Annotated in this window: 18 protein-coding genes and 1 pseudogene; 3 read left to right on the forward strand and 16 right to left on the reverse strand. The window is 47.5% G+C overall.

The genetic code is table 11. The features are described from left to right. Positions 1 to 38: 38 nt before the first annotated feature. From ACR0QN_RS03470 to ACR0QN_RS03540, 15 genes and pseudogenes are all read right to left on the reverse strand, one after another. Entirely contained in the window at positions 39 to 1,262 is a 1,224-nt protein-coding gene (locus ACR0QN_RS03470) for a transglutaminase domain-containing protein (protein ID WP_432649803.1), read from the reverse strand. Positions 1,263 to 1,273: 11 nt separating this feature from the next. After that, the gene (locus ACR0QN_RS03475) at positions 1,274 to 2,905 is read right to left on the reverse strand and encodes a transglutaminase domain-containing protein (protein ID WP_432649804.1); all 1,632 of its coding nucleotides are present in this window, start codon (positions 2,903 to 2,905) and stop codon (positions 1,274 to 1,276) included. A 22-nt stretch (positions 2,906 to 2,927) separates the two neighbouring features. Next, the gene (locus ACR0QN_RS03480) at positions 2,928 to 4,052 is read right to left on the reverse strand and encodes a transglutaminase domain-containing protein (protein ID WP_432649805.1); all 1,125 of its coding nucleotides are present in this window, start codon (positions 4,050 to 4,052) and stop codon (positions 2,928 to 2,930) included. 74 nt (positions 4,053 to 4,126) lie between these two features. Continuing rightward, complete coding sequence (locus ACR0QN_RS03485) at positions 4,127 to 5,470, reverse strand: transglutaminase domain-containing protein (protein WP_432649806.1); 1,344 nt, start codon at positions 5,468 to 5,470, stop codon at positions 4,127 to 4,129. Positions 5,471 to 5,538: 68 nt separating this feature from the next. After that, positions 5,539 to 7,248: a transglutaminase domain-containing protein gene (locus ACR0QN_RS03490; protein ID WP_432649807.1), complete on the reverse strand. Its 1,710-nt coding sequence runs from the start codon at positions 7,246 to 7,248 to the stop codon at positions 5,539 to 5,541. Next, complete coding sequence (locus ACR0QN_RS03495) at positions 7,229 to 8,590, reverse strand: hemolysin family protein (protein WP_432649808.1); 1,362 nt, start codon at positions 8,588 to 8,590, stop codon at positions 7,229 to 7,231. Before ACR0QN_RS03495 ends, ACR0QN_RS03490 begins: the two co-directional genes overlap by 20 nt. 342 nt (positions 8,591 to 8,932) lie before the next feature. Further along, positions 8,933 to 9,076: a hypothetical protein gene (locus ACR0QN_RS03500; RefSeq protein WP_432649809.1), complete on the reverse strand. Its 144-nt coding sequence runs from the start codon at positions 9,074 to 9,076 to the stop codon at positions 8,933 to 8,935. Positions 9,077 to 9,163: 87 nt separating this feature from the next. Then, positions 9,164 to 9,451, reverse strand: a complete 288-nt coding sequence (locus tag ACR0QN_RS03505; RefSeq protein WP_432649810.1) for a hypothetical protein — start codon at positions 9,449 to 9,451, stop codon at positions 9,164 to 9,166. Beyond that, positions 9,448 to 10,791 carry an ABC transporter permease gene (locus ACR0QN_RS03510; protein WP_432649811.1) on the reverse strand — a complete coding sequence of 448 codons (1,344 nt, stop codon included), beginning with the start codon at positions 10,789 to 10,791 and terminating at the stop codon, positions 9,448 to 9,450. Before ACR0QN_RS03510 ends, ACR0QN_RS03505 begins: the two co-directional genes overlap by 4 nt. Continuing rightward, complete coding sequence (locus tag ACR0QN_RS03515) at positions 10,778 to 11,521, reverse strand: ABC transporter ATP-binding protein (protein WP_432649812.1); 744 nt, start codon at positions 11,519 to 11,521, stop codon at positions 10,778 to 10,780. Before ACR0QN_RS03515 ends, ACR0QN_RS03510 begins: the two co-directional genes overlap by 14 nt. A gap of 89 nt (positions 11,522 to 11,610) precedes the next feature. Further along, positions 11,611 to 11,733: a hypothetical protein gene (locus tag ACR0QN_RS03520; RefSeq protein WP_432649813.1), complete on the reverse strand. Its 123-nt coding sequence runs from the start codon at positions 11,731 to 11,733 to the stop codon at positions 11,611 to 11,613. Positions 11,734 to 12,076: 343 nt separating this feature from the next. Beyond that, positions 12,077 to 12,238: pseudogene (locus ACR0QN_RS03525) on the reverse strand (Arc family DNA-binding protein); the annotation flags it as partial. An 18-nt stretch (positions 12,239 to 12,256) separates the two neighbouring features. Continuing rightward, entirely contained in the window at positions 12,257 to 12,622 is a 366-nt protein-coding gene (locus ACR0QN_RS03530; RefSeq protein WP_432649814.1) for a hypothetical protein, read from the reverse strand. After that, the gene (locus ACR0QN_RS03535) at positions 12,619 to 13,422 is read right to left on the reverse strand and encodes a YhfC family intramembrane metalloprotease (RefSeq protein WP_432649815.1); all 804 of its coding nucleotides are present in this window, start codon (positions 13,420 to 13,422) and stop codon (positions 12,619 to 12,621) included. Before ACR0QN_RS03535 ends, ACR0QN_RS03530 begins: the two co-directional genes overlap by 4 nt. An 82-nt stretch (positions 13,423 to 13,504) precedes the next feature. Then, on the reverse strand, positions 13,505 to 14,506 hold the full coding sequence (locus ACR0QN_RS03540; RefSeq protein WP_432649816.1) for an SPFH domain-containing protein: 1,002 nt from the start codon (positions 14,504 to 14,506) through the stop codon (positions 13,505 to 13,507). A 255-nt stretch (positions 14,507 to 14,761) separates the two neighbouring features. Here ACR0QN_RS03540 and ACR0QN_RS03545 point away from each other — a divergent pair, with 255 nt between their 5' ends. The 3 genes from ACR0QN_RS03545 to ACR0QN_RS03555 all read left to right on the forward strand — a co-directional run bounded on the left by ACR0QN_RS03545 (position 14,762) and on the right by ACR0QN_RS03555 (position 19,109). After that, complete coding sequence (locus tag ACR0QN_RS03545; protein WP_432649817.1) at positions 14,762 to 16,477, forward strand: ABC transporter ATP-binding protein; 1,716 nt, start codon at positions 14,762 to 14,764, stop codon at positions 16,475 to 16,477. Continuing rightward, entirely contained in the window at positions 16,478 to 18,247 is a 1,770-nt protein-coding gene (locus ACR0QN_RS03550) for an ABC transporter ATP-binding protein (RefSeq protein WP_432649818.1), read from the forward strand. A 73-nt stretch (positions 18,248 to 18,320) separates the two neighbouring features. Beyond that, complete coding sequence (locus ACR0QN_RS03555; protein ID WP_432649819.1) at positions 18,321 to 19,109, forward strand: polysaccharide deacetylase family protein; 789 nt, start codon at positions 18,321 to 18,323, stop codon at positions 19,107 to 19,109. A 50-nt stretch (positions 19,110 to 19,159) separates the two neighbouring features. On the opposite strand, the gene ACR0QN_RS03560 is transcribed toward ACR0QN_RS03555, so the two are convergent. Continuing rightward, positions 19,160 to 20,020: a TIM barrel protein gene (locus ACR0QN_RS03560; RefSeq protein ID WP_432649820.1), complete on the reverse strand. Its 861-nt coding sequence runs from the start codon at positions 20,018 to 20,020 to the stop codon at positions 19,160 to 19,162. Positions 20,021 to 20,032 lie beyond the last annotated feature (12 nt).

A 20,032-nucleotide genomic window follows, 5' to 3' on the forward strand; every position in this document is an offset into this window, starting at 1 on the left:
AGCATAGTCTGAGGAAAAAATTCTCAGACTATGCTTTTTTATTCGACTACAAATATCAGTATGCGGTACTGTTTGTAATAATCAATGTAGCTTATCTGCCCCTTGAAATTGAGCCGTTCCACTATCCTGTCAATGTCCGAAACGCCGCTGCCGTCGGGTCTGATAAGGTCAGAAATGGTTTGCAGGCAAAGATTTGAGGAGTCAAATTTCAGCATAAAATATTTTTCTCCCGTATCAATGCAGCTTCTGCAGGAGTCCTCGATAATTTTCAGAGCCTCCCCGTAATCCGCAGCATACTTGCCCTCGTAAACGAAATAGTTCATCGTCTCAGCCTCGGCGTCGGGGGGAGCGCATAAATAATTGTTAATGCTTCGGTTGTTCTGAATAACAGCGTCGTCCACAAGGAAATACTGGTAAAGTATCAGATCGGGATACTGAGCCTTCAGAGCCTCCGCAGGCTGGTCCCAGCCGATGTCGATGTGATACCAGCTGCCGTTCAGCTTTACCATATTCCACATATGGTCAACGCCCGTGTAGCCCGTAACTATCATATTTTCAATGCCGCTTAAATTGCACAGATAAGAAAAAGCCTTTGCATATCCTTCGCAGAGGGCTTGTTTGTTGACCAGAGCGCCGTAAATGGAGTCCACATATTCGCCTTCAACAGCGCTTTCAACGTTAAGCACCAGATAATCGTGGAAAAATTTCAGCTTTTCATAATCGGACATATCATCATCAAGCTGAGAAATGATCTCCATAGCCGCCTGCTCGGTCTCTTTAAGCATAGAGTTCACTTCGTCCACCGTAAATTTGTAGGTAAAATCAATGGTGTAGGAATGGGTGAAATTGTCAAAATCTCCAAGAGTCCTGTCCTGCAGATAAAACAGCATAAGCTGTTCGCAGCGGACAGTTTCAAGCACCTTGACATAATCGGTCTCGCTGATCGTAAGGGGCATATGAGCCGACGGCTCAAAATTCATAATAGTATCCACAACGCTGTCATAAGCGTCCTGCATACGTGCGTCATAGTCAAGAGAAGCATACTTTGTGACCATATTTTCGGGTATATACAGCCCCGATTCGGCATATTTCCCGGTCTCCGCAACATCGCTCTCGGTAATTTCTACCGTAGTGCCGTCGGAAATAACGGTAATGCCGTCCTCTTGCTCACAGCCCGAAAGAGCGGTGAGAAGGAAGCAGAGTGCCGCAGCAGCGCAAAATATTCTGTTTTTACCTCTGCCGCAAAGCATAATTTCAACCATACCCTTCCCTATCAGTCAAGATATTCAAGAAAGATCTTAACAGTTCTTGTGCTGCTGTTGCTGTTATGGTAAATGGACTCAGTATTGAAGCGGTTTTTAGCCTTGTCCTTGATACTGCCTAAGATACCGATAACATTGTCCTGGCTGTTGCCGAAAAATACGTCTGTGACTTCTTTAAACACATCATCGTCGGCGCAGAGTATCTGAATTGTGGAAGCCTTAGTCTCTGCCGCTTTCAGGACTTCCGATTCGATGAGCGCCCTCGCCTCGGAAAGGCTGCCCGCAACCAGATTATTGTAGTAATAATACTGATATTTGGTGCCCTTAGCTTCGGGTATCTCGTAATCATAGTCGTCAAACTGTCTCAGTTCTCTTATCCTGTCGTCCGTAAGCCCGAAATAGTCGTACCTTACGGAATCGGGAGACTTTGCACGGTCGGGGTCGTCCCAGGTCAGGTCAACGTGATAATAATCTCCGTCCATCTTGACCACGTTCCACATATGAGGCTCGTTAGCCACGCCTAAAACGATAAACGAGTCAATGCCTGCCAGGGAGCAGAGATATGTAAAGCTCTGCGAATAACCCTGACAAAGCGCTTCCTTTTCCACAAGCGTGCCATAAATGTTGTTGGGATTTTTAGCTTCGGAGTCATAGGTGCAGTTAATAATAATATAGTCGTGGAACAGCTTTACTATGTCATAATCGTTCATCTCGGGGGTTATCATAGAGAGTATCTTATCGGTTTCCTTGTCGATCTCAGCCTGCATAGCCTGAACATTTTCCTTGGAATAGGTGTAATTCACCTTCATACTTCTGATATATCCCGTAGACTTGTCCGAAACATACTCAATGGTGGGGGAAATGTAGAAAAGCCTGTTTTCATCGTTGTAAATGAGCTGATATGTGTCAAAAAGATCCTCAAAGCTTATATCCTCACCGCTGTCAAAAAGTATCTTGTCATCGCATTCCAGCATAGCGCTTACAAGCTTGTCATAAAGCTTTTTATGCTTCTCGTCAAGGGTGTAGTAGCTGTAAGGGTGGGAAATTATTTCCCTGCCCGTATATTCGCTTTTCCGTCCGTCGGTGAGCTTTACATTAAGACCCGATACATCAGCCGTAAAAGCTTCGGCCTCCGCAGACGATGTAACGCTCAACTCTCCTGATACAGAGGGTGCAGTCACAATATCTTCCGAAACACTTTCGGAAACGGTCGATGTATCAGAGATCAGAACCGTTGTCTGAGGCGGAGCGGAAGTCGTTGTTGGCAGGGGAGGGGTGGTCTGGGTCTTCTCGTAATACTCGGAAATGCCTACCTCGGGAACGTCCTCAAGGGAAAGAGACTGACTTGTCGATATGGTGGTCTCGCTCTCCGAGGGAACAGTTTCTGTTTCTGTCTGTGTTTCTGTTTCCGTGTCGGGAACGGTGGTCGTTTCTGATACAGTAGTCTGAGCAGATGCAGTAGTCATTTCGGGAGTGGTATGCTCAGAGGTATCATAAACAGTCATGACCGTGCCTGTAGCGGAATACGTAGGCAGGCTGTCCGCCCCGTCGGGATATTCCACCTCGTTTCCGCAGGCGGTGAGATAAAGAAGCGCTGCCGCAAAAGCAGCGGCTCTGAAAGCAAATGATCTGTATTTTTTCATCTTCTGCTTGTTCTCCGTAAATTTATTCGTAGATCATTGTGATGTGTATGATAAGCTCATCGTCGTTAAGATAGCGCACATATTTTTTATCCGTGACCTTAACGTCAGAGCTGTCGTTTGCAAATTTAATAACCTGTTTGATACCTCCGAAGTCAAAAAGCTTGGTAACAGCGTCCTTGTAAGCTTTTTCATCGGAAAATCTCACAGCGGCATTTTTACTGCCGCATTTTAAAGCGTCCGCCGCCGCATTGGCAAGAAGCGTAACGCCCTCGTCGGCAGAGGAAGCGTAATACCCCTCACGTTTGTAATAATTTTCATCTGAGGAGCATATCGGATAAGAGTAATAGGTGTTGTCGGGAAAATGGGTGACTCCCGAAATATCGGAGTCAGCCGCCAGAAAATAGTAATATCTGACAAAATCTTCGTCCACAGGGTCAAGAATAGGGTCGTCCCAGGTGCAGTCAACATTGTACCACATACCGTCAAGCTTCACCACGTTCCAGGCGTGAAGAGCCCCGTCGGAGTTTGTGCCCGAAACGGTAAAGCAGTCGATATCAGCCAGCCTGCACAGATAATCAAAAGCGAAAGCATAGCCCTCGCATTGAGCGTACCCGTCGCAGAGAGCGCCGTAAATGGTGTTGGCATAATCGGTATCCATAGAGAAAGTACAGTTTAAAACAAGCCGGTCGTGAAAGCATTTCAGTTTTTCGTAGTCGGAGGTGTTCTCATCAAATGAACTGAAAATATCTGCTGTTTCAGCGTCGATCTCAGCTTGGAGCTGTGCACTTTCTTCCTTGGTAAATCTGTAGGAAAGTATTAGCGAGTCCGACTCGGAGGCAGGACGATAGAACATACTGGACAGCCAGAAAAGCTCTTCTTCCTGATAATAAACGGAAATATACAGCTTTCGCAGCAGCTCGGGGTCGAGGGCCTCGGGAAAAACAGCCTTGTCCTCGAAGTTAAGAGCAGCGTCTCTGATAATATCGTAATACTCCTTTTCCTTATCGGAAAGCTGATTGTAAATATAGCAGCTGTCGTCAAAGTCAGCATCTGTATTTGCAGGCTCATTTACGGACAGGCTGTCCGCAGGCTCGGGAATCTCCGAATAATCGGAGATTTCTTCGACCTTTGAACAGCCTGCCGTCATTATTGCAATTGCCGGCACTGCAAGGAGCAGCGCCGGGATAAAACTGAAATTTTTCATTCCAACTCCGGAAAGTATCAGTAAATAAGATCAAGCTCGATAACGAGAGTGTTGGGATCGCAGTTAGAAGCCACAGAAGTTACAGAGGAATTTTCGTTCTTTATCCAGGTTGCGTAATCCTTGAGACCGGCGGTGACTGCGTCATAAACGCTCTTGTCGGAAACACGTATCTCAGCGGCTCTCATTTTGCTTGCAGCTGTGGACTTGAGCTTTTCCTTCAAAGCGGACTCAGCAGATGCCTTGTCGGAGTAGACCTGATTTGTAACGTTGAAGTAATTCATCTTTGTAGCGGTGCAGGCAGGGGGAGTGAAGTAAGTAAGCTGAGTGCCGGAAATCTTCTTGTTAACGTTGAAGTGGGACTTGTTGTGTATCCACTCGTCGGGAACAAGGAAGTATCTGTATCTTACGTTGGTCTCGTCCACCTCGGAAAGAATGGGGTCGTCCCAGGTGCAGTCGATGTTGTACCAGTCGCCGTCGACCTTTACAACATTCCAGGCGTGGCTGTCATTAGCCTCGTTGCTGCCCACGATCACCATAGACTCGATACCGGACATATCACAGAGATACTGCATAGTCTTGGCATAGCCCTCGCACTGGATAGTGCCCTTTACAAAACCGCCGTAAATGGTCTGATTAAAGCCCTCTTCCTTTACGAAGTTGTTGTTCAGAGTGATGTAGTCGTGGAATACCTTGAGCTTGCCGTAGGTGTCCTTGCCCTCAGCCTGAGCGAGAACTTCGGAAACCTTAGCGTCGATCTCCTTCTGCATAGAAGCGATCTTCTCGGGGTCAGTTTCCCAGTACCAGAGTCTGCCCTTTACAACTTTTTTGGAAGTGAGCCAGAAAAGCTGAGGCTCCTGCATATAAAGACAACCGTAAACCTTTATCCACATTTCGTCGGTAACGCTGTCGTCCACCTTTACCTTAGTCTTGACGGACTTGACCGCCTCAAGGATATCGGCATAAAGAGCCTTTTCCTGATCGTTCAAGGTATTGTAACCGTAACGGGTCTTGTAATCCACGTTGTACTCGGTGATAACAGGCTTCTTTTCGGTAACGACTCCGCCCTCGATCATACTTACGATCTCCTCGTGATTAACGGGGAGAGTGCCTTCGGTCTCGGCAATTTCGGGAGCGGTCTGATCGCCGCCGAAATCAATATTAGCTCCGGGGTCCACAAAACCTGTTGTGCCATCGGCAGATGAACCGTCCTGACCATCTGCGGAAGGCGCTTCTGTGCCGTCCTGAATGATGTTGATAGTAGTTTCCTCCGTGGTAGCGTCCTCAGTTTTCTTGCCGCAGCCTGAAAACATAGAAGCTGTGAGGAGGAGAGCCGCACAAACTGCGGAAATTCTTTTCTTCATTTTGAATATGTTCCTTTCTTTCAGATATCGGCGTGACGGACAAAACCGTGCCGCTTTATATTTCTTTATCAATTATAAACGATATCGTAGTGGATAACCTGAACGCCGCCGGTATAGGAGCGCTGTCTCTGTATCTGCTTAACGGAGGAAGACTTGCTCTTGGCGTACTTCTGGAAGGTCTTGAAATAGTCGTCGCTCATAAGAGTGTCGTAAACGTCCTTGGATGTTACTCTGACCTCGGCAACGTGTTTGCCGTTTGCGATAGCGTCATCGATTGCAGCATACATAGCAGCCTCAGCGTCAGCCTTGGTGTCATAAAGCTTGTTGTAAGCAGCGAAGTAGTTGCAGGCCTCCTTTGTGCAGGCAGGAGGATCGTAAAGCTTGACAGAGCCGCTGCTTCTGAGCAGAGTGCTTATGTTGTAGTGGGTGATGTTATGTATCCAGGAATCGGGAACGAGGAAGAACTCGTACTGGATATAGCTTGAGCCGAAGCTGTTAATAGGATCGCCCCAGGTTGCGTCAATGTTGTAGTAACCATTTTCGCAGTAAACAACGTTCCAAGCGTGAGAGTTGCCGTCCTTATCGGAGCCTCTTACAACGCAGGATTCGATACCTGCCAGATCGCAGAGATACTGCATAGTCTTTGCATAGCCTGCGCACTGAACGGGGCCCTTAGCGGTAAGACCGTTGTAAATGGAGCAGTTGTAGCCGGATTCGGACATATTGAACTCGTTCTGAAGAACGAGGGTGTCAAAGAACACCTTGAGCTTTGAAACAGTTCCGCTGTAATTTTTAGCCTTTGAAAGGATAGCGGAAGCAGCGGAGTCGATCTCTGACTGCATAGCCTTGATCTCGTTTCTGTCGGTAGTCTTAAAGGACAGGGTAGCAAAGGAAGTACCTGCGGAAATGGTGTTGCCCATCCAGAAAAGCTGAGGCTCTGAGTCATAAACGATGGTGTAAACCTTTACCACCTGCTCCGATGTAAGTCCCGAAGGAACTTCAACAACGCTGTTAAGAGTCTTTACAGCATTTACAAATCTGTTGTAAAGCGTCTGCTCGTCGGCAGAAAGCTGCTTGTAAACGTATCTTGAGGAGGACTTTATGTTGTAGCCCGGTGTCTCAATAGCGTCACCGAAGCTTGGGGAGCTGCTGTCGGGAACGTCGGGACCTGAATTTCCGGAGTTGTCTTTGGAGTTGTCTTTCTCAGTAGCAGCTGTAGTTGCTTCTGTAGCAGCCGTAGTCTCGGGAGCCGCAGTAGTTGTAGCTACAGTAGTTTCGGCAGGCTTTTCGTCGGAAAGGTAATCCGAGTGGATAAAGCCGCCCTCGGCGATCTTGTAGTAGCCTGTATCGGTAAGAGCGGTCACCTCAACGGTGTCGCCAACATAATGCTGGGAAATGGGAGTAGCGCCGATAATAGCCTTTTCTCTGGAATAGCAGTTCTCGGTAACGTACATAGTGCCCGATATCTCTGTTTCGGACCATTCCGGAGCAGTCTCTGAGGTCTCGGAGGTCTCAGATGTTTCGGAAGTCTCTGTGGTCTCCTCTGTAACAGAGGTTTCTTCTGTAGTGGTTGTCTCCTCGGTAGTAGTCTCGGGAACGGTAGTGGTTTCGGGAACTGTAGTCTCGGAAACAGCCTCAGTTTCGGGAGCGGCAGTAGTTTCTATCTCGGGGATAGCGTTGCCGTCCTCAGCAGTTTTCTGACAGCCCGATGCGACCAGCGTAAGGGAAAGAACGCAGGCAATGGCAGCGGAAATTCTTTTACTGTTTGTTGTCTTCATCTTCAGGTAACTCCTTTTCATCTTCTTTGTGTTTTATTACAGCTTTAATTCTGACAATTCTCATATCCTCGGTAAGCAGCACGGTAAATTCAATATTTTTGTAGCTTACTGAGGGGGTTTCTCCGTCCTCGGGGATACGTCCCAGAAGGTCGGTGATAAAGCCGCTCATAGTGTCATAACGGCAGTCCTCGGGAAGTGGCTCACCGAGAGCTTCCATAACATCTGCAGGGTCGGCAGTACCCTTTATCGTGTAAGTATCATCGGATATTTTTGAGATATCCTCGGTCTCGTTGTCGTATTCGTCCTGAATACTGCCCACAATGGACTCCACAAGATCCTCCATCGTAACAAGACCTGCCGTGCCGCCGTATTCGTCCACAGCCACAGCTATCTGCAGCTTTTTTTCGGTGAACATCTTAAAAAGATCGTCGCACATACAGCTTTCGGGAACAAATTCGGCGTCTCTGAGAAATCTGCTGACCGTAACTCCCTGAGAGGACTCGGTGCCTATAAGGCATAACAGATCTTTAACGTGTATCATACCCTCGATGTGGTCAACGCTTTCCCTGTAAACGGGGATACGTGAAAAACCGCTTTTAATGGCAGTATAGACCACCTCGGAGATCTCAGCGTCCACGCTCACCGCCACAATATCGGTGCGGTGGGTCATAACATCGCTTACAGTAAGCTCGTGGAACTCAAAAACGTTGTTTATCATTTCCTTTTCGGAGGATTCGATAGCGCCCGTTTCATTTCCTGCGTCCACCATCATCAGTATCTCTTCCTCGGTAACAGCGTCCTCATCGCCTTGGTTTCTGCCGAAAAGAGAGGAAATCGCCGCCGAAAGCTCGGTAATAGGTGATAACAGGTAATAGAGAATTCTGACAGCCCCTGCGGAGGACGCCGCAAATTTCTCGGCGGTATCGCCTCTCATAAGAATTCTCGGAAGGTCGCTGCCGAAAAATCTCAGTATAAGCGCCGCTATCAGAAAACACAGGGCAATTATGAGCCATACCATAGGAGCATTTGCATTTCCTGCCCCGATAAAAAAGGGCTTTGCGAAGGAAAAAGCAAATATCGCTCCAACAAGCAGGGAATTTAAAAGCTTGTGAACGGAAAACACAGCGAAAAATCTCCGCTGATTTTTAAACAGGCAAAAAAGTGTATGCCTGCCGTCCTTTTCATCTTCAAAGCTTTTTATCCTGCCCTCGCCAAGTTCGTCCGCCGCCGCCTCGGCGCAGCCGTAAAACAGCCTTACCGCCACAAGAACGGCACAGATGACCGCAGCAATTATAAGCTCCTTCTCGTCCGAAATAATAAACCGACTCCCGTCTGCTTCCATAACCGACTTCCTTTCGGGGAAAAAATTTTTATATGCCATTGTACAGGGCATATTTTTCATTCTGATGATACATTGTAAATTATACTACAAAACTCATTCAATGTCAACGTGACAATGAGATAATAAGATTAAAAGATAAAAGGGTTAATTCGTTAAAATTGCCCTAAAAACCGTGGCTTTCGGCTGAAAGTAAAAATAGTGTAACGATTTGTAATCAAAATTTGGCATAATTTCATAATCAAAATCAAAATATATGTTCCTAAAATAACATAAAACAAAGCGCCGTATCTCATAAAAATGAAATACAGCGCATTGATTGAATGGAGATGAAAATCAGAGCATTTATCTTTCGGAACGGTTGTCCTTGCAGTTCTGACCATTCTGCTGATTTTTCTGCTGCTGGTTCTGCTGACGGTTCTGCTGATTCTGCTGCTGGTTCTGCTGATTATTCTGCTGACGGTTGTTATTCTGGTTCTGATTAAACATTAGTAATACTTCCTTTCCACGGGAAAATGTTTTCCCCGTTACAGAAGTATTATGTTCGGGATACGCCCGAATATACAGAAGAACATATCACTTGAAAAAAATACTGCTGTCGGAAAAATCCTCACATTCCATCTCGTCACGCTGCTTTTTCAGCTCGGAAGCATTTCGGAAATTTTCCTTTTTTTGGAGAATATCACGGATAGTAAGAAGTATCACCAGCAGAGCCGCACCCGACAGCATAAGCATATCGGAAACGCTTAGCCCCAGCCGTTCTCTGAAATACCACAGCCCGGCGACAGCGGCGGCTGATATGACCGCCGTGCCTATAAGCATAGGATTTTTCTGCATTTTAGGCTCATAATCGTGGAATATCATTTTGCCCCACCTTTTATAAGGCTTTTCTTTCTGCCTCTGTCAGCGGAGAAATTCATAGTAAACAGCAGGTCGGAGGTAAACATCTTCACCGCCAGATACATACAAACCGCAAAGAACACCGCCTGATAGATAAGGCCGCCGATAACGAGAGCCGTCTCACCGAACATAAGATTGCTCATAGCCGTGTAAGTGTGAGTAAAGGGAATGATGTACATAATGATCTTAAGTGCGGGAGACATAGAGTTAACGTCTGCAAACATCGTAACGAAGAAAGGTATCATAGTCGCCATCATAATGGGCATAACTAAGGTCTGCACCGACTTTGTGTCCGTAGCCATAGCGCCGAGGATAAGCGATACCGAAAGTCCGATAGCGATCGTAAGGAACAGGTCAAGACCGAAAATAAGGATATCGCCTATACCGAGAGTAAGTCCCAGACTTGCCAGAGCCTCAGCCCCCGAGGTAATGCCTGCAGTATTTGCAGCAGCACCCTCCTCAAGCTCAGCAGCAGCGCCTCCCATCATACTCTGCATATAGAAAGCAAATCCGATTATCATAGCACCCGCATTAAGAAGCGCCACGATAACAGCAGATATCATCTTAGCGGTAAGCACCGTAATTCTCGAAACGGGAGCGGACATAAGCGTTTCCAGAGTCTTGTCGATCTTTTCCGTAGAAATAGCGGTCATTATCATCTGAGAAGCCATCAGGATAAGGAAGAAGACCGCAAAGGGAGCTATCATAGACTGACTCATAAGCACGCCCATAAGCATATCCGCCGATACCTGAACGGTCTTGCCGTTAGCCGTAGTGTATTCTACAGTTACAACAGGCTCCGCAAGAAGCTCCTTTTCGCTTTCGGTCATACCCATTTTCTGAGTTTCGATGTAATTTCTCACATAGCTTGAAATGGAAGCAGTAAGGCTTGAAGCGGACATATTCTGCATAGAAGTTGTAAGACCGCCGCCCGTAACAATGCTCACGCAGTCAACGCCTGCCGACTCGGAACCGTTCACAACGCTGTCACCGAAACCCTCGGGGATAATAACGAGATTTTTGATGTCAAGTCTCTCCATCTCGCTCTCAAGGTCCTCGGACTGAAGAGTGACCACCGTAGGGTCAGCGCCGTAATCGGGGAGAGCTTTTATCATTTCCTCTGTAAATGCCGAACCGTCAAGATCGGCAATGTTCACGCTTGAATTGTTAAGAGCCTCGTCCATAGCGCCGCCCATGACCTTGCCCATAACAATGAGCAGAACACAGGTGAATATCATCGAGAAGATAGCCTGAGGAGTAAGCAGCTCTTTTATCTCTTTTTTTAACAGATTACCTAATTTCATCTGACTGCACCACCCTTTCAAAAACTTCCTCAAGATTAGCGGCATTATAACGTGCTTTCAGCTCGTCGATGGTGCCCGTGACCATAAGCTCGCCGTGAGCCATAATTCCCACCCTGTCGGAAACGTACTCTATTTCAAGCATATTGTGTGATGAAAGCAGGAAGCTCATACCCTCCTCGGCGGAAAGACGCTTTATGGTCTTTCTGATGTCCAGAGCGTTGATAACGTCAAGACCCGAGGTAGCCTCGTCAAGAATGGCAAGCTTGGGGCGTGTCATAACAGCACGGGAAAGCAGCAGCTTTCTTATCATACCACGTGAGTAGCCGCCTATCTTTTCCTCCAGCCTGTCGCCCAGACCGCACATATTCACAGCCCTGTTCACATACTTGTCTATCTCGTCCTTGTCGGCGGAAAAAAGTCCCGCCATAAAGTAAAGGTAGTCCATACCGGTCATAGTCTTGTATGCGCCTGCCTCGTCGGGGAGATATGTAATAGCCTGTCTTACCTTGTCAGGCTCGGAGATGATGCTGTGACCGTTCACAAAAGCGTCGCCGCCCGTGGGCTTGATAAGGGTGGATATCATTCTGATGGTCGAAGTCTTGCCTGCGCCGTTTGGACCGATGAGAGCGAAAATTTCTCCCTCTCCCACGGTAAAGCTCACGTCCTTGACCGCCATAACGCCCTTTTTGTAGGATTTAGACAGTCCCTCTGCCTTTAATACGTCAGCCAATTTAAAACCCTCCTGTTTTATGATAATGTAAAACAATATATAATATATCATCTTATTTATAAAATGTCAATAGTGCATTTTAAATTATGTCATCTCATAACCTTGCGCTCATAAGTGACAATGATTCCATAACCCATTGCCGCATATGGCGTTACCGAAATTACACGCCGGCCGTCGGCTGCCATTCTGTTCATTTCCTTTTCTGCAGCCATAAAAACTCCCCCGAGAACGGCAAAAAAATATTATCCCAAGCATAAGCTTCTCTTCCGTTCCCGACTCGAAGCAGGGAAAATCTCCCAACTATTATTTTAGCACAAAGGCAGATGGTAATCAATAGAATTATTATATTCTAATACGGTTAATGAAATTTTAATCTTCGTGCTTTTCTTCATCTCTCTCGTCCGGCTCGCCGTTAATGACGTAATCGAGAAAGACCTTCACATTTTCAAACTCTCTCGTGTGACCGTCGGGATAGGTGTAAAAAAACGGTTCATTAAGCTCGGGAGCCTCTCCGGGAGGAATATTCCCATTCCGCTCGGTACGCTTTTGCGCAGCGGACTTTTTGCGCTTTTTGACGCATTCCGTAAGCAGATATTCTATCTGCCCGTTAATGGAACGGAAATCATCCTCCGCCCATTTTGCAAGCTCGTCGTAAAGGGAAGCGGACAGCCTGAGAGGGACCTGCTTTTTGCCCTTTGCCTTATCATTTTCAGCCAAACGCTTCACCTCCGATCATCATTTTTTCTTGTCGGCTATAAGAATGGAAATTAGCAGTACAGCTCCGATAATGTTTACATAAGCCGCAAATGCCGTATCTGAAATGCTTTCATAAAATACGGGAACAAAAAACAGAGGAACGCTGAGAACAAGCAGCACAACGCTTGATACCGAAAGTATCCTGTCAAGCTTTGCCCTGTTATTATATCCGTTTTCGGCGGCAAGCCCGAAACTGAATTTCAGCATTGCCGTCAGAATGAAATTCACGCAGACAACCACCGCCGCCCCGATACAAAGCTCGGACTTACTCCATAACGCAATTACAAGAGCGGTAAAAACGGCGGCAGAGATGCCGAGAATTATCCTGCATATCCTGCCTTTCAAGCCGTCTCCTCCTCTGTGCAGACCGCCTTCGTCCTCCTGTACGACTTAACTGCAAACCAGACTGCCGCCGCTGTAATGACAGTAATTATCGGATAGAGGGCATACAAAGGTATCACCTCTCTCTGATAAAGCACCGCAGGAATGTCAAGTGCTGCGTGGAAAAAGATACAAGCGGGGAAAAGCAAACCCTTGCCCTTGACCCTCGCACTCTCGAAAACTATTACCGACATAGCCGTGTGGAACGTCATAGCAATAATTCGCTCGAGAACGCTCAGAAGCATTGTGCCCGTTCCCACCGCTGCCAGCGTTTCAAGCTGTGTGCGCAGAGCTTCGGCGGTTTCCGCATTGCCTCCCGAGGAAAGGGAGATCATTGCATCAAGCCCCATCTGATTTGTCATAATTGCCGTAACTGCGCTGCCGAGCATTGAAAGCCCTGCAAGCAAAATGGCTTCGGTTCCGCCGTGACCCAGACCATACATAACGGCTTCTTTGGGGTCATTTCGCTGTTTCATCACCGTTTTGAAAGTGACAAATCTGCCCGTTTCTTCAAAAATTCCTGCGGCAAACGCTCCGTAAAATACGTAAGCGACTGTGCTGCCGCTTACAACGGGGAGCATAAAATAATGCATTATCTGTTCAAGGACAAGAGCAAACAGGAAAAAGACCGCTCCGCCGATGAAAAACGAAGAAATTCTCACGTCCTTGTTTTTTATCTTGTAAATTATCATTGCCACGATGGGAATGATAATGCACAGCAAGCTGCAGATGAGCATTGAAGCTATTGAGGTATTTGAAAACATAAACTGTCACCTCGTTTAAATGCATATCTGTTCCCGTCTCCCGGTCTGAGGTGGGGGAGACAGGAACGACTTGAGTTTGTTATCAATAAATGGAACCGCTGTTAACAATAGGCTGAGCGTCCTTGTTTCCGCAGAGTACAACGAGCAGATTTGATACCATCTGCGCCTTTCTCTCGTCGTCCAGGTCGCAGACGTTATTCTCGGTAATGCGCTCGAGAGCCATTTCGACCATACCCACAGCGCCGTCAACGATCTTCTGCCTTGCCTCGATGATAGCTGCCGCCTGCTGTCTCTGGAGCATTGCCGCAGCGATCTCGGGAGCGTATGCAAGGTGAGTGATGCGAGCCTCGATGACCTCAAGACCTGCGTCCGCAACTCTGTTCTGAAGCTCCGCCTTGAGATTTTCAGCAACCTCGGCAGAGGAGCCTCTGAGGGACTTGCCGCCGTCATTTCCCACATCATAGGGATAAAGGCTTGCCACGTCTCTGAGGGTGGAGTCCGCCTGAATGGAAATGTACTCCTGGTAATTGTCAACGTTAAAAACAGCCTTTGCGGTGTTTGCTATCTTCCAGATGACCACAATGCTCACCTCAACGGGGTTTCCGTCCTTGTCGTTTATCTTCTGCTTTTTGTTGTTGAGGGTCATCGCCTTGAGCGAAAGCTTTTTGGAAACGGAAGCCGTTTTGACCTCGGCTTTGCCGTCCGCAGATGTGTGAACATTCATCTGTGAAGCCATTTCCGCAGCATATGCGGGATTTACTGCAGATGAGAAAGGATTTACAAAGAAAATGCCTTCCTTTTTGAGAGTGCCTGTGTATTTTCCAAAAAGTGTAAGTACGAGAGCCTCGTTGGGACGAATGACCTTGATGCCCATAAACGGTATCCAGCCCACACAGAGCCACAGAATACAGATCACGAGCAGCGGAGCGCCGAAGGTGGGAGCGCCGCTGTCAAGGTTCATTCCCGCAGGAATTATGCCCACGACCGCTGCGATGTAAAGAATAACAAATAAAAATGCGCTTGCCAGACCGTTGGGAGCGTTAAGCTCCTTTTCTTCAATTTCGCCTGTAATTTTCTTGCTCATAAAATTTCCTCCCTTATGATACGTCAGAATTGGGTTTGATCTGAAATGATATCATTTTGATATCATTATCATAACACATATTTCCATATTTGTCAAGAGGTCTGTGAAAATATTTTTTACGGGGAATATTTTACAAAAATTAGAAACAGTGCTTAATAATATTGCCATTAAAATTAACAAATTAGAATAAAACATTATCCATTGATATGGTATAATAACTTTGTATGCGAAAAATTGTTTTAAGGAGAGATGGGATTGAAAAAGCTTCTTGTTTATATGAAGGCGTACATCAAGGAGAGCATTCTCGGACCGCTTTTCAAGCTGCTTGAGGCGCTTCTTGAGCTGTTTGTGCCGCTGGTGGTGGCGGCGGTCATCGACAAGGGTATCGCAATGGGCGACAGGGCGTACATTGTGAAAATGTGCCTTGTGCTGGTGCTTCTCGGCTTTGTGGGGCTGGCGTTTTCCATTACGGCTCAGTATTTTGCCGCAAAGGCTTCGGTGGGCTTTACCGCAAAGCTTCGCCACGTGCTTTTTGAGCATATCCAGAGCCTGTCCTATTCCGAGCTGGACGAGCTTGGCACTTCCACGATGGTGACCCGTATGACCAGCGATATGAATCAGGTGCAGAACGGCGTAAATCTTACCCTGAGACTGCTTCTGCGTTCGCCCTTCGTGGTTTTCGGCGCAATGATAATGGCATTCACCATTAACGCCCGTGCGGCGATGATATTCGTTTATGTGACCGTTCTGCTGCTCATTGTGGTATTTGCCATAATGCTCTGCTCCATCCCCCTTTACAAAAAGGTGCAGCAGAAGCTTGACGGCGTTACAAGCGTTACAAGAGAAAATCTGACGGGTGTACGTGTTATACGTGCGTTCTGCAAGGAGGACGAGGAGACCGAGCGCTTTGTTTCCAAAAACGCCGAGCTTACTCGTTCACAGGAATTTGTGGGACGAATTTCCGCTCTGATGAACCCTGTGACCTACATCATCATAAATCTGGGCATAATCTTCCTCATAAACAGGGGAGCTGTCAGCGTAAGTCAGGGCATTATCACTCAGGGTGCGGTGGTCGCTCTTTACAATTATATGTCTCAGATACTTGTTGAACTTATCAAGCTTGCAAATCTAATCATAAACATCACCAAGAGCATTGCCTGCGGAAACCGTATCCAGGCGGCTCTTGAGATGAAGCCCTCAATCTCCGACGGGGAAAAGGATGCTTCTCAGAGCGATAATGCGGCAGAGTTCCGTCACGTTTATCTGCGGTACAAAAATGCAGGTGACGACTCCCTTTCGGACATTGATTTTACGGTGAAAAAGGGGGAGACGGTTGGAATTATCGGCGGCACAGGCTCGGGAAAATCCTCCCTTGTAAATCTTATTCCCAGATTTTACGATGCGAGCGGCGGCGAGGTTCTGGTTGACGGCGTTAATGTGAAGGATATGCCTGTTTCGGAGCTTAGGAGCAAGATCGGCGTTGTTCCGCAGAAGGCGGTGCTTTTTAAGGGAAGTATCCGTGAAAATATGCTCTGGGGCAATGAAAATGCTTCGGACGATGATATTATGGAGGCTGTTACGGCGGCTCAGGCGCTTGATGTTATCAAGGCAAAGGGCGGGCTTGACTGCGAGATCGAGCAGGGCGGAAAGAACCTTTCGGGCGGTCAGCGGCAGAGGCTCACCATTGCAAGAGCGCTTGTGAGAAAGCCCGAGATACTCATTCTTGACGACAGCGCTTCGGCTCTTGATTTTGCCACCGACGCTGCTCTCAGAAGATCTCTCAGGGAGCTTGATTATTCGCCTGCGGTGTTTATCGTTTCACAGCGAACCTCCTCCATTCAGCATGCCGACAAGATCATCGTTCTTGACGACGGCAATGCGGTGGGAATAGGCACTCACGCTGAACTTCTTGAAAACTGTGAGGTCTACAGAGAAATTTACAATTCCCAGTTCAAAAAGGAGGCGGTCTGAGTGGCGGCTAAGAAAGAAAAAGCCCCTAAGGGCGCTCTGAAAAAGGTTTTTGTTTATGTAAAGCGTTACATTCCTCTTATCGTTATTTCGGTCATTACGGCGGCGGCTTCCGTGGGGCTTACGCTTTACGTTCCCATACTTGCGGGCAATGCCATTGACCTGATCGTTGGCGAGGGAAATGTTGACCTTGCGGGAATTGGTGATATACTGCTGAAAATTGCTGTTGTGGTTGGAATTACCGCTGTTGTTCAATGGATAATGAACACGGTGAACAACAGGATAACCTATCACGTTGTACGTGATGTGAGAAACGAGGCTTTCAGAAAGCTTGAAAAGCTTCCGTTAAGTTACCTTGATGTTCACCCTGTGGGCGAGACGGTGAACCGCATTATCGCAGATGCAGACCAGTTTGCGGACGGTCTGCTTATGGGCTTTACTCAGCTTTTCACGGGCGTTGTGACTATCCTCGCCACACTCATTTTTATGCTGCTTATCAGCTGGAAGATAACCCTTGCGGTGGTGGTGCTGACGCCCCTTTCTCTGTTTATCGCACGATTTATCGCTAAGAAGACCTATGATATGTTCCGCCTGCAGTCGGAGACGAGAGGGGAGCAGACCGCTTTTATCGACGAGATGATAGGCGGTCAGAAGATCGTTCAGGCGTTCGGCAGGGAAGAGGAAACGCTGAAAAAATTTGACGAGATAAACGACAGGCTTTTCAAATGCTCTTTGAGAGCAACTTTCTTTTCGTCTATCACAAATCCCTCCACAAGATTTGTGAACAATGTGGTATATGCGGCGGTGGCTCTGACGGGTGCGCTTACCTGTGTGGCTACGGTGGGTGCGGCGGTGCCATTTACGGTGGGTCAGCTGTCGGTTTTTCTGTCCTATGCAAATCAGTACACCAAGCCGTTTAACGAGATCTCGGGGGTTATCACAGAGCTGCAGAACGCTCTTGCCTGTGCTGCGAGACTTTTTCAGCTTATTGAGGAAGAACCTCAGACTCCCGAAAATGAAAATGCTGTGGTGCTCACAGACCCCAAGGGCAGCGTTTCCCTTGAGAATGTGTATTTCTCATATATTCCCGAAAAGAAGCTTATCGAGGACTTGAATTTGAGCGTCAAGCCCGGTCAGAGGGTGGCGATCGTGGGTCCTACGGGCTGCGGAAAGACTACGGTCATAAATCTGCTTATGAGATTTTATGATGTAAACAGCGGCGCTGTTAAGGTGGAGGACATTGACATCAGGGATATGACACGAAGCAGTCTCAGGAAAAATTACGGAATGGTACTGCAAGAGACCTGGCTCAGAGCGGGAACTGTAAAGGAAAATATCGCTATGGGTAAGCCTGACGCTACAGATGAGGAGATTATTGCTGCGGCAAAGGCTTCCCACGCTCACGGATTTATCAAACGTCTCCCTAAGGGCTATGACACGGTGATAGGGGAGGACGGGGGAAGCCTTTCTCAGGGTCAGAAGCAGCTTTTGTGCATTGCCCGTGTTATGCTCTGCCTGCCCCCTATGCTCATTCTGGACGAGGCTACATCTTCTATCGACACCCGAACCGAGATAAAAATTCAGCAGGCGTTTGCCCGTCTTATGGAGGGGCGCACAAGCTTTATCGTGGCTCACCGCCTTTCTACCATAAGAGAGGCGGACGTGATACTTGTAATGAAAGATGGTCATATCATTGAGCAGGGTAACCACGAGTCATTGCTTTCAAAGGGCGGCTTCTATGCGAAGCTTTACAACAGTCAGTTTGCGGATTAAAAATAATATTTTTTTCGTTGACATATTTTGTATTTTATGATATAATTTGTAAAAGCCGTAAAGGAGAGACGTTATGAAAAAGGCTGTTGCTGTTTTTATGGCGCTGGTTTCCTCTCTTATCTGTGCCTGCACAAGTGCGCCCGAGGAGGAAAATAACGCCGACAGTATTTCCGAAACTGTCAGTTCGGAGGCTGAAACTACCGAAAGCGAGGTCACAAAAGTGGATTACAAGGCTCTGGGAAAGCCCTTGGTGGCTCTTACATTTGACGACGGTCCCAACATCACCACCACCGTTCAGGTGCTGGATGTTCTGGAGGAATACGGGGTAAGAGGCTCCTTTTTCCTTGTGGGCAACAACATTACCGAAAGCACCGAGAAGGTGGTAAAGCGTGCCTATGATATGGGCTGCGAGTTAGACAACCACTCCAAAACTCACTCGGATATGACGAAAATGTCCGCCGAGGATATTACTGCGGAGATAGATTATGTCCGTGAAAAGGTAAAAGCGATCACAGGTGAGGATACCAAGTTTTTCCGCCCGCCCTACATTGCGGTAAATCCCACGATGTATGAGGCTATTGATATGCCCTTTATCTGCGGCGCAGGCTGCAATGACTGGGAGGACAGCGTTTCCGCCGAGGAAAGAGCCGAGCGCACTCTAAATCAGGTCAAGGACGGCACCATTGTCCTTCTCCACGATATGCAGGGCAACACAAAAACGGTGGAGGCTCTGAAAACTATTATCCCTGCGCTTCAGGAACAGGGTTACGAATTTGTTACCGTTTCCGAGCTTTTCGAGGCTAAGGGCATTGAGATAAGCGGCGATGATACGGGGCTTTACACGGTCGTGGAAGAAAAATAAGGTATAATAATAACAGCATTGACGGGTTTGCCGCTCGTCAATGCTGTTTTTTATTTCTTTACGCTGTTGTAATAGTCCATCATTTCCTTTGCGTCCTCGGTCTGTGTGCCTGCGCTTTCACAGATAAAGGTGGGTGACCAGTCACGCTCTGCGATAAGCTCCATAAGCGGCTCGTAATCGGGTCCGAAGCCTTGGTTATCCCCGAAGGTAAGGTGCATTTTCTCGCCGCCCTTTTCGGTGTACATTATTTTGGAAAAATGACTGTGGAAAATTTTTGCTCTGTCTATGCCGAGACCGTTTTCAAGCTTGTCAAGCATTTCGGCATAATCCTGCTTGGTTTTTATGCCGCCGAAGGTTCGGGCGTTCAGGTGTCCGAAATCAACGGTGGGAATGAAGCTGTCATCAACCTTGCAGATCTCGATGACCTCCTCGAGAGTGCCAAGCTGGTTTACTTTGCCCATTGTTTCGGGGCAGCAGATTATGTCCTCAAGTCCCTCAGAGATAAGCGCCTGTCTCGCCCTTTTCATTGTGTCCTTTGCAAGCTCAAGAGCCTCCTCACGGGATATTTTGGCACAGGAGCCGCTGTGGATTACTATCCTTTTCGCTCCCATTGCCTTTGCTGCCTTTGCGGAGGCGAGTATGTAGTTTATGGAGTTAAGGCGCTTTTCCTCCTCTGTTCCCGAGAGGGAGATGAAGTAGGGAGCGTGGAGAGACAGAGTCATTCCTGCATTTTTGAAGGCTTCGCCTATTTCTCTTGCGGAGTCCTCGGATACTCTTACGCCCTGTCCGCACTGGTATTCAAAATGGGTAAGTCCGAATTTTTTTAAGTATTCGGGGAGCTGGGTGGATTTTTTGTAGCCCATTGCTTTGAAGCTTTCTGCGCTTCCTGCGGGGCCGAATGTTGCGCTCATATTTTATCTATC

The sequence above is a fragment of the Huintestinicola sp. genome (assembly GCF_050874005.1).
Classification (GTDB): Bacteria; Bacillota; Clostridia; order Oscillospirales; family Ruminococcaceae; genus Huintestinicola.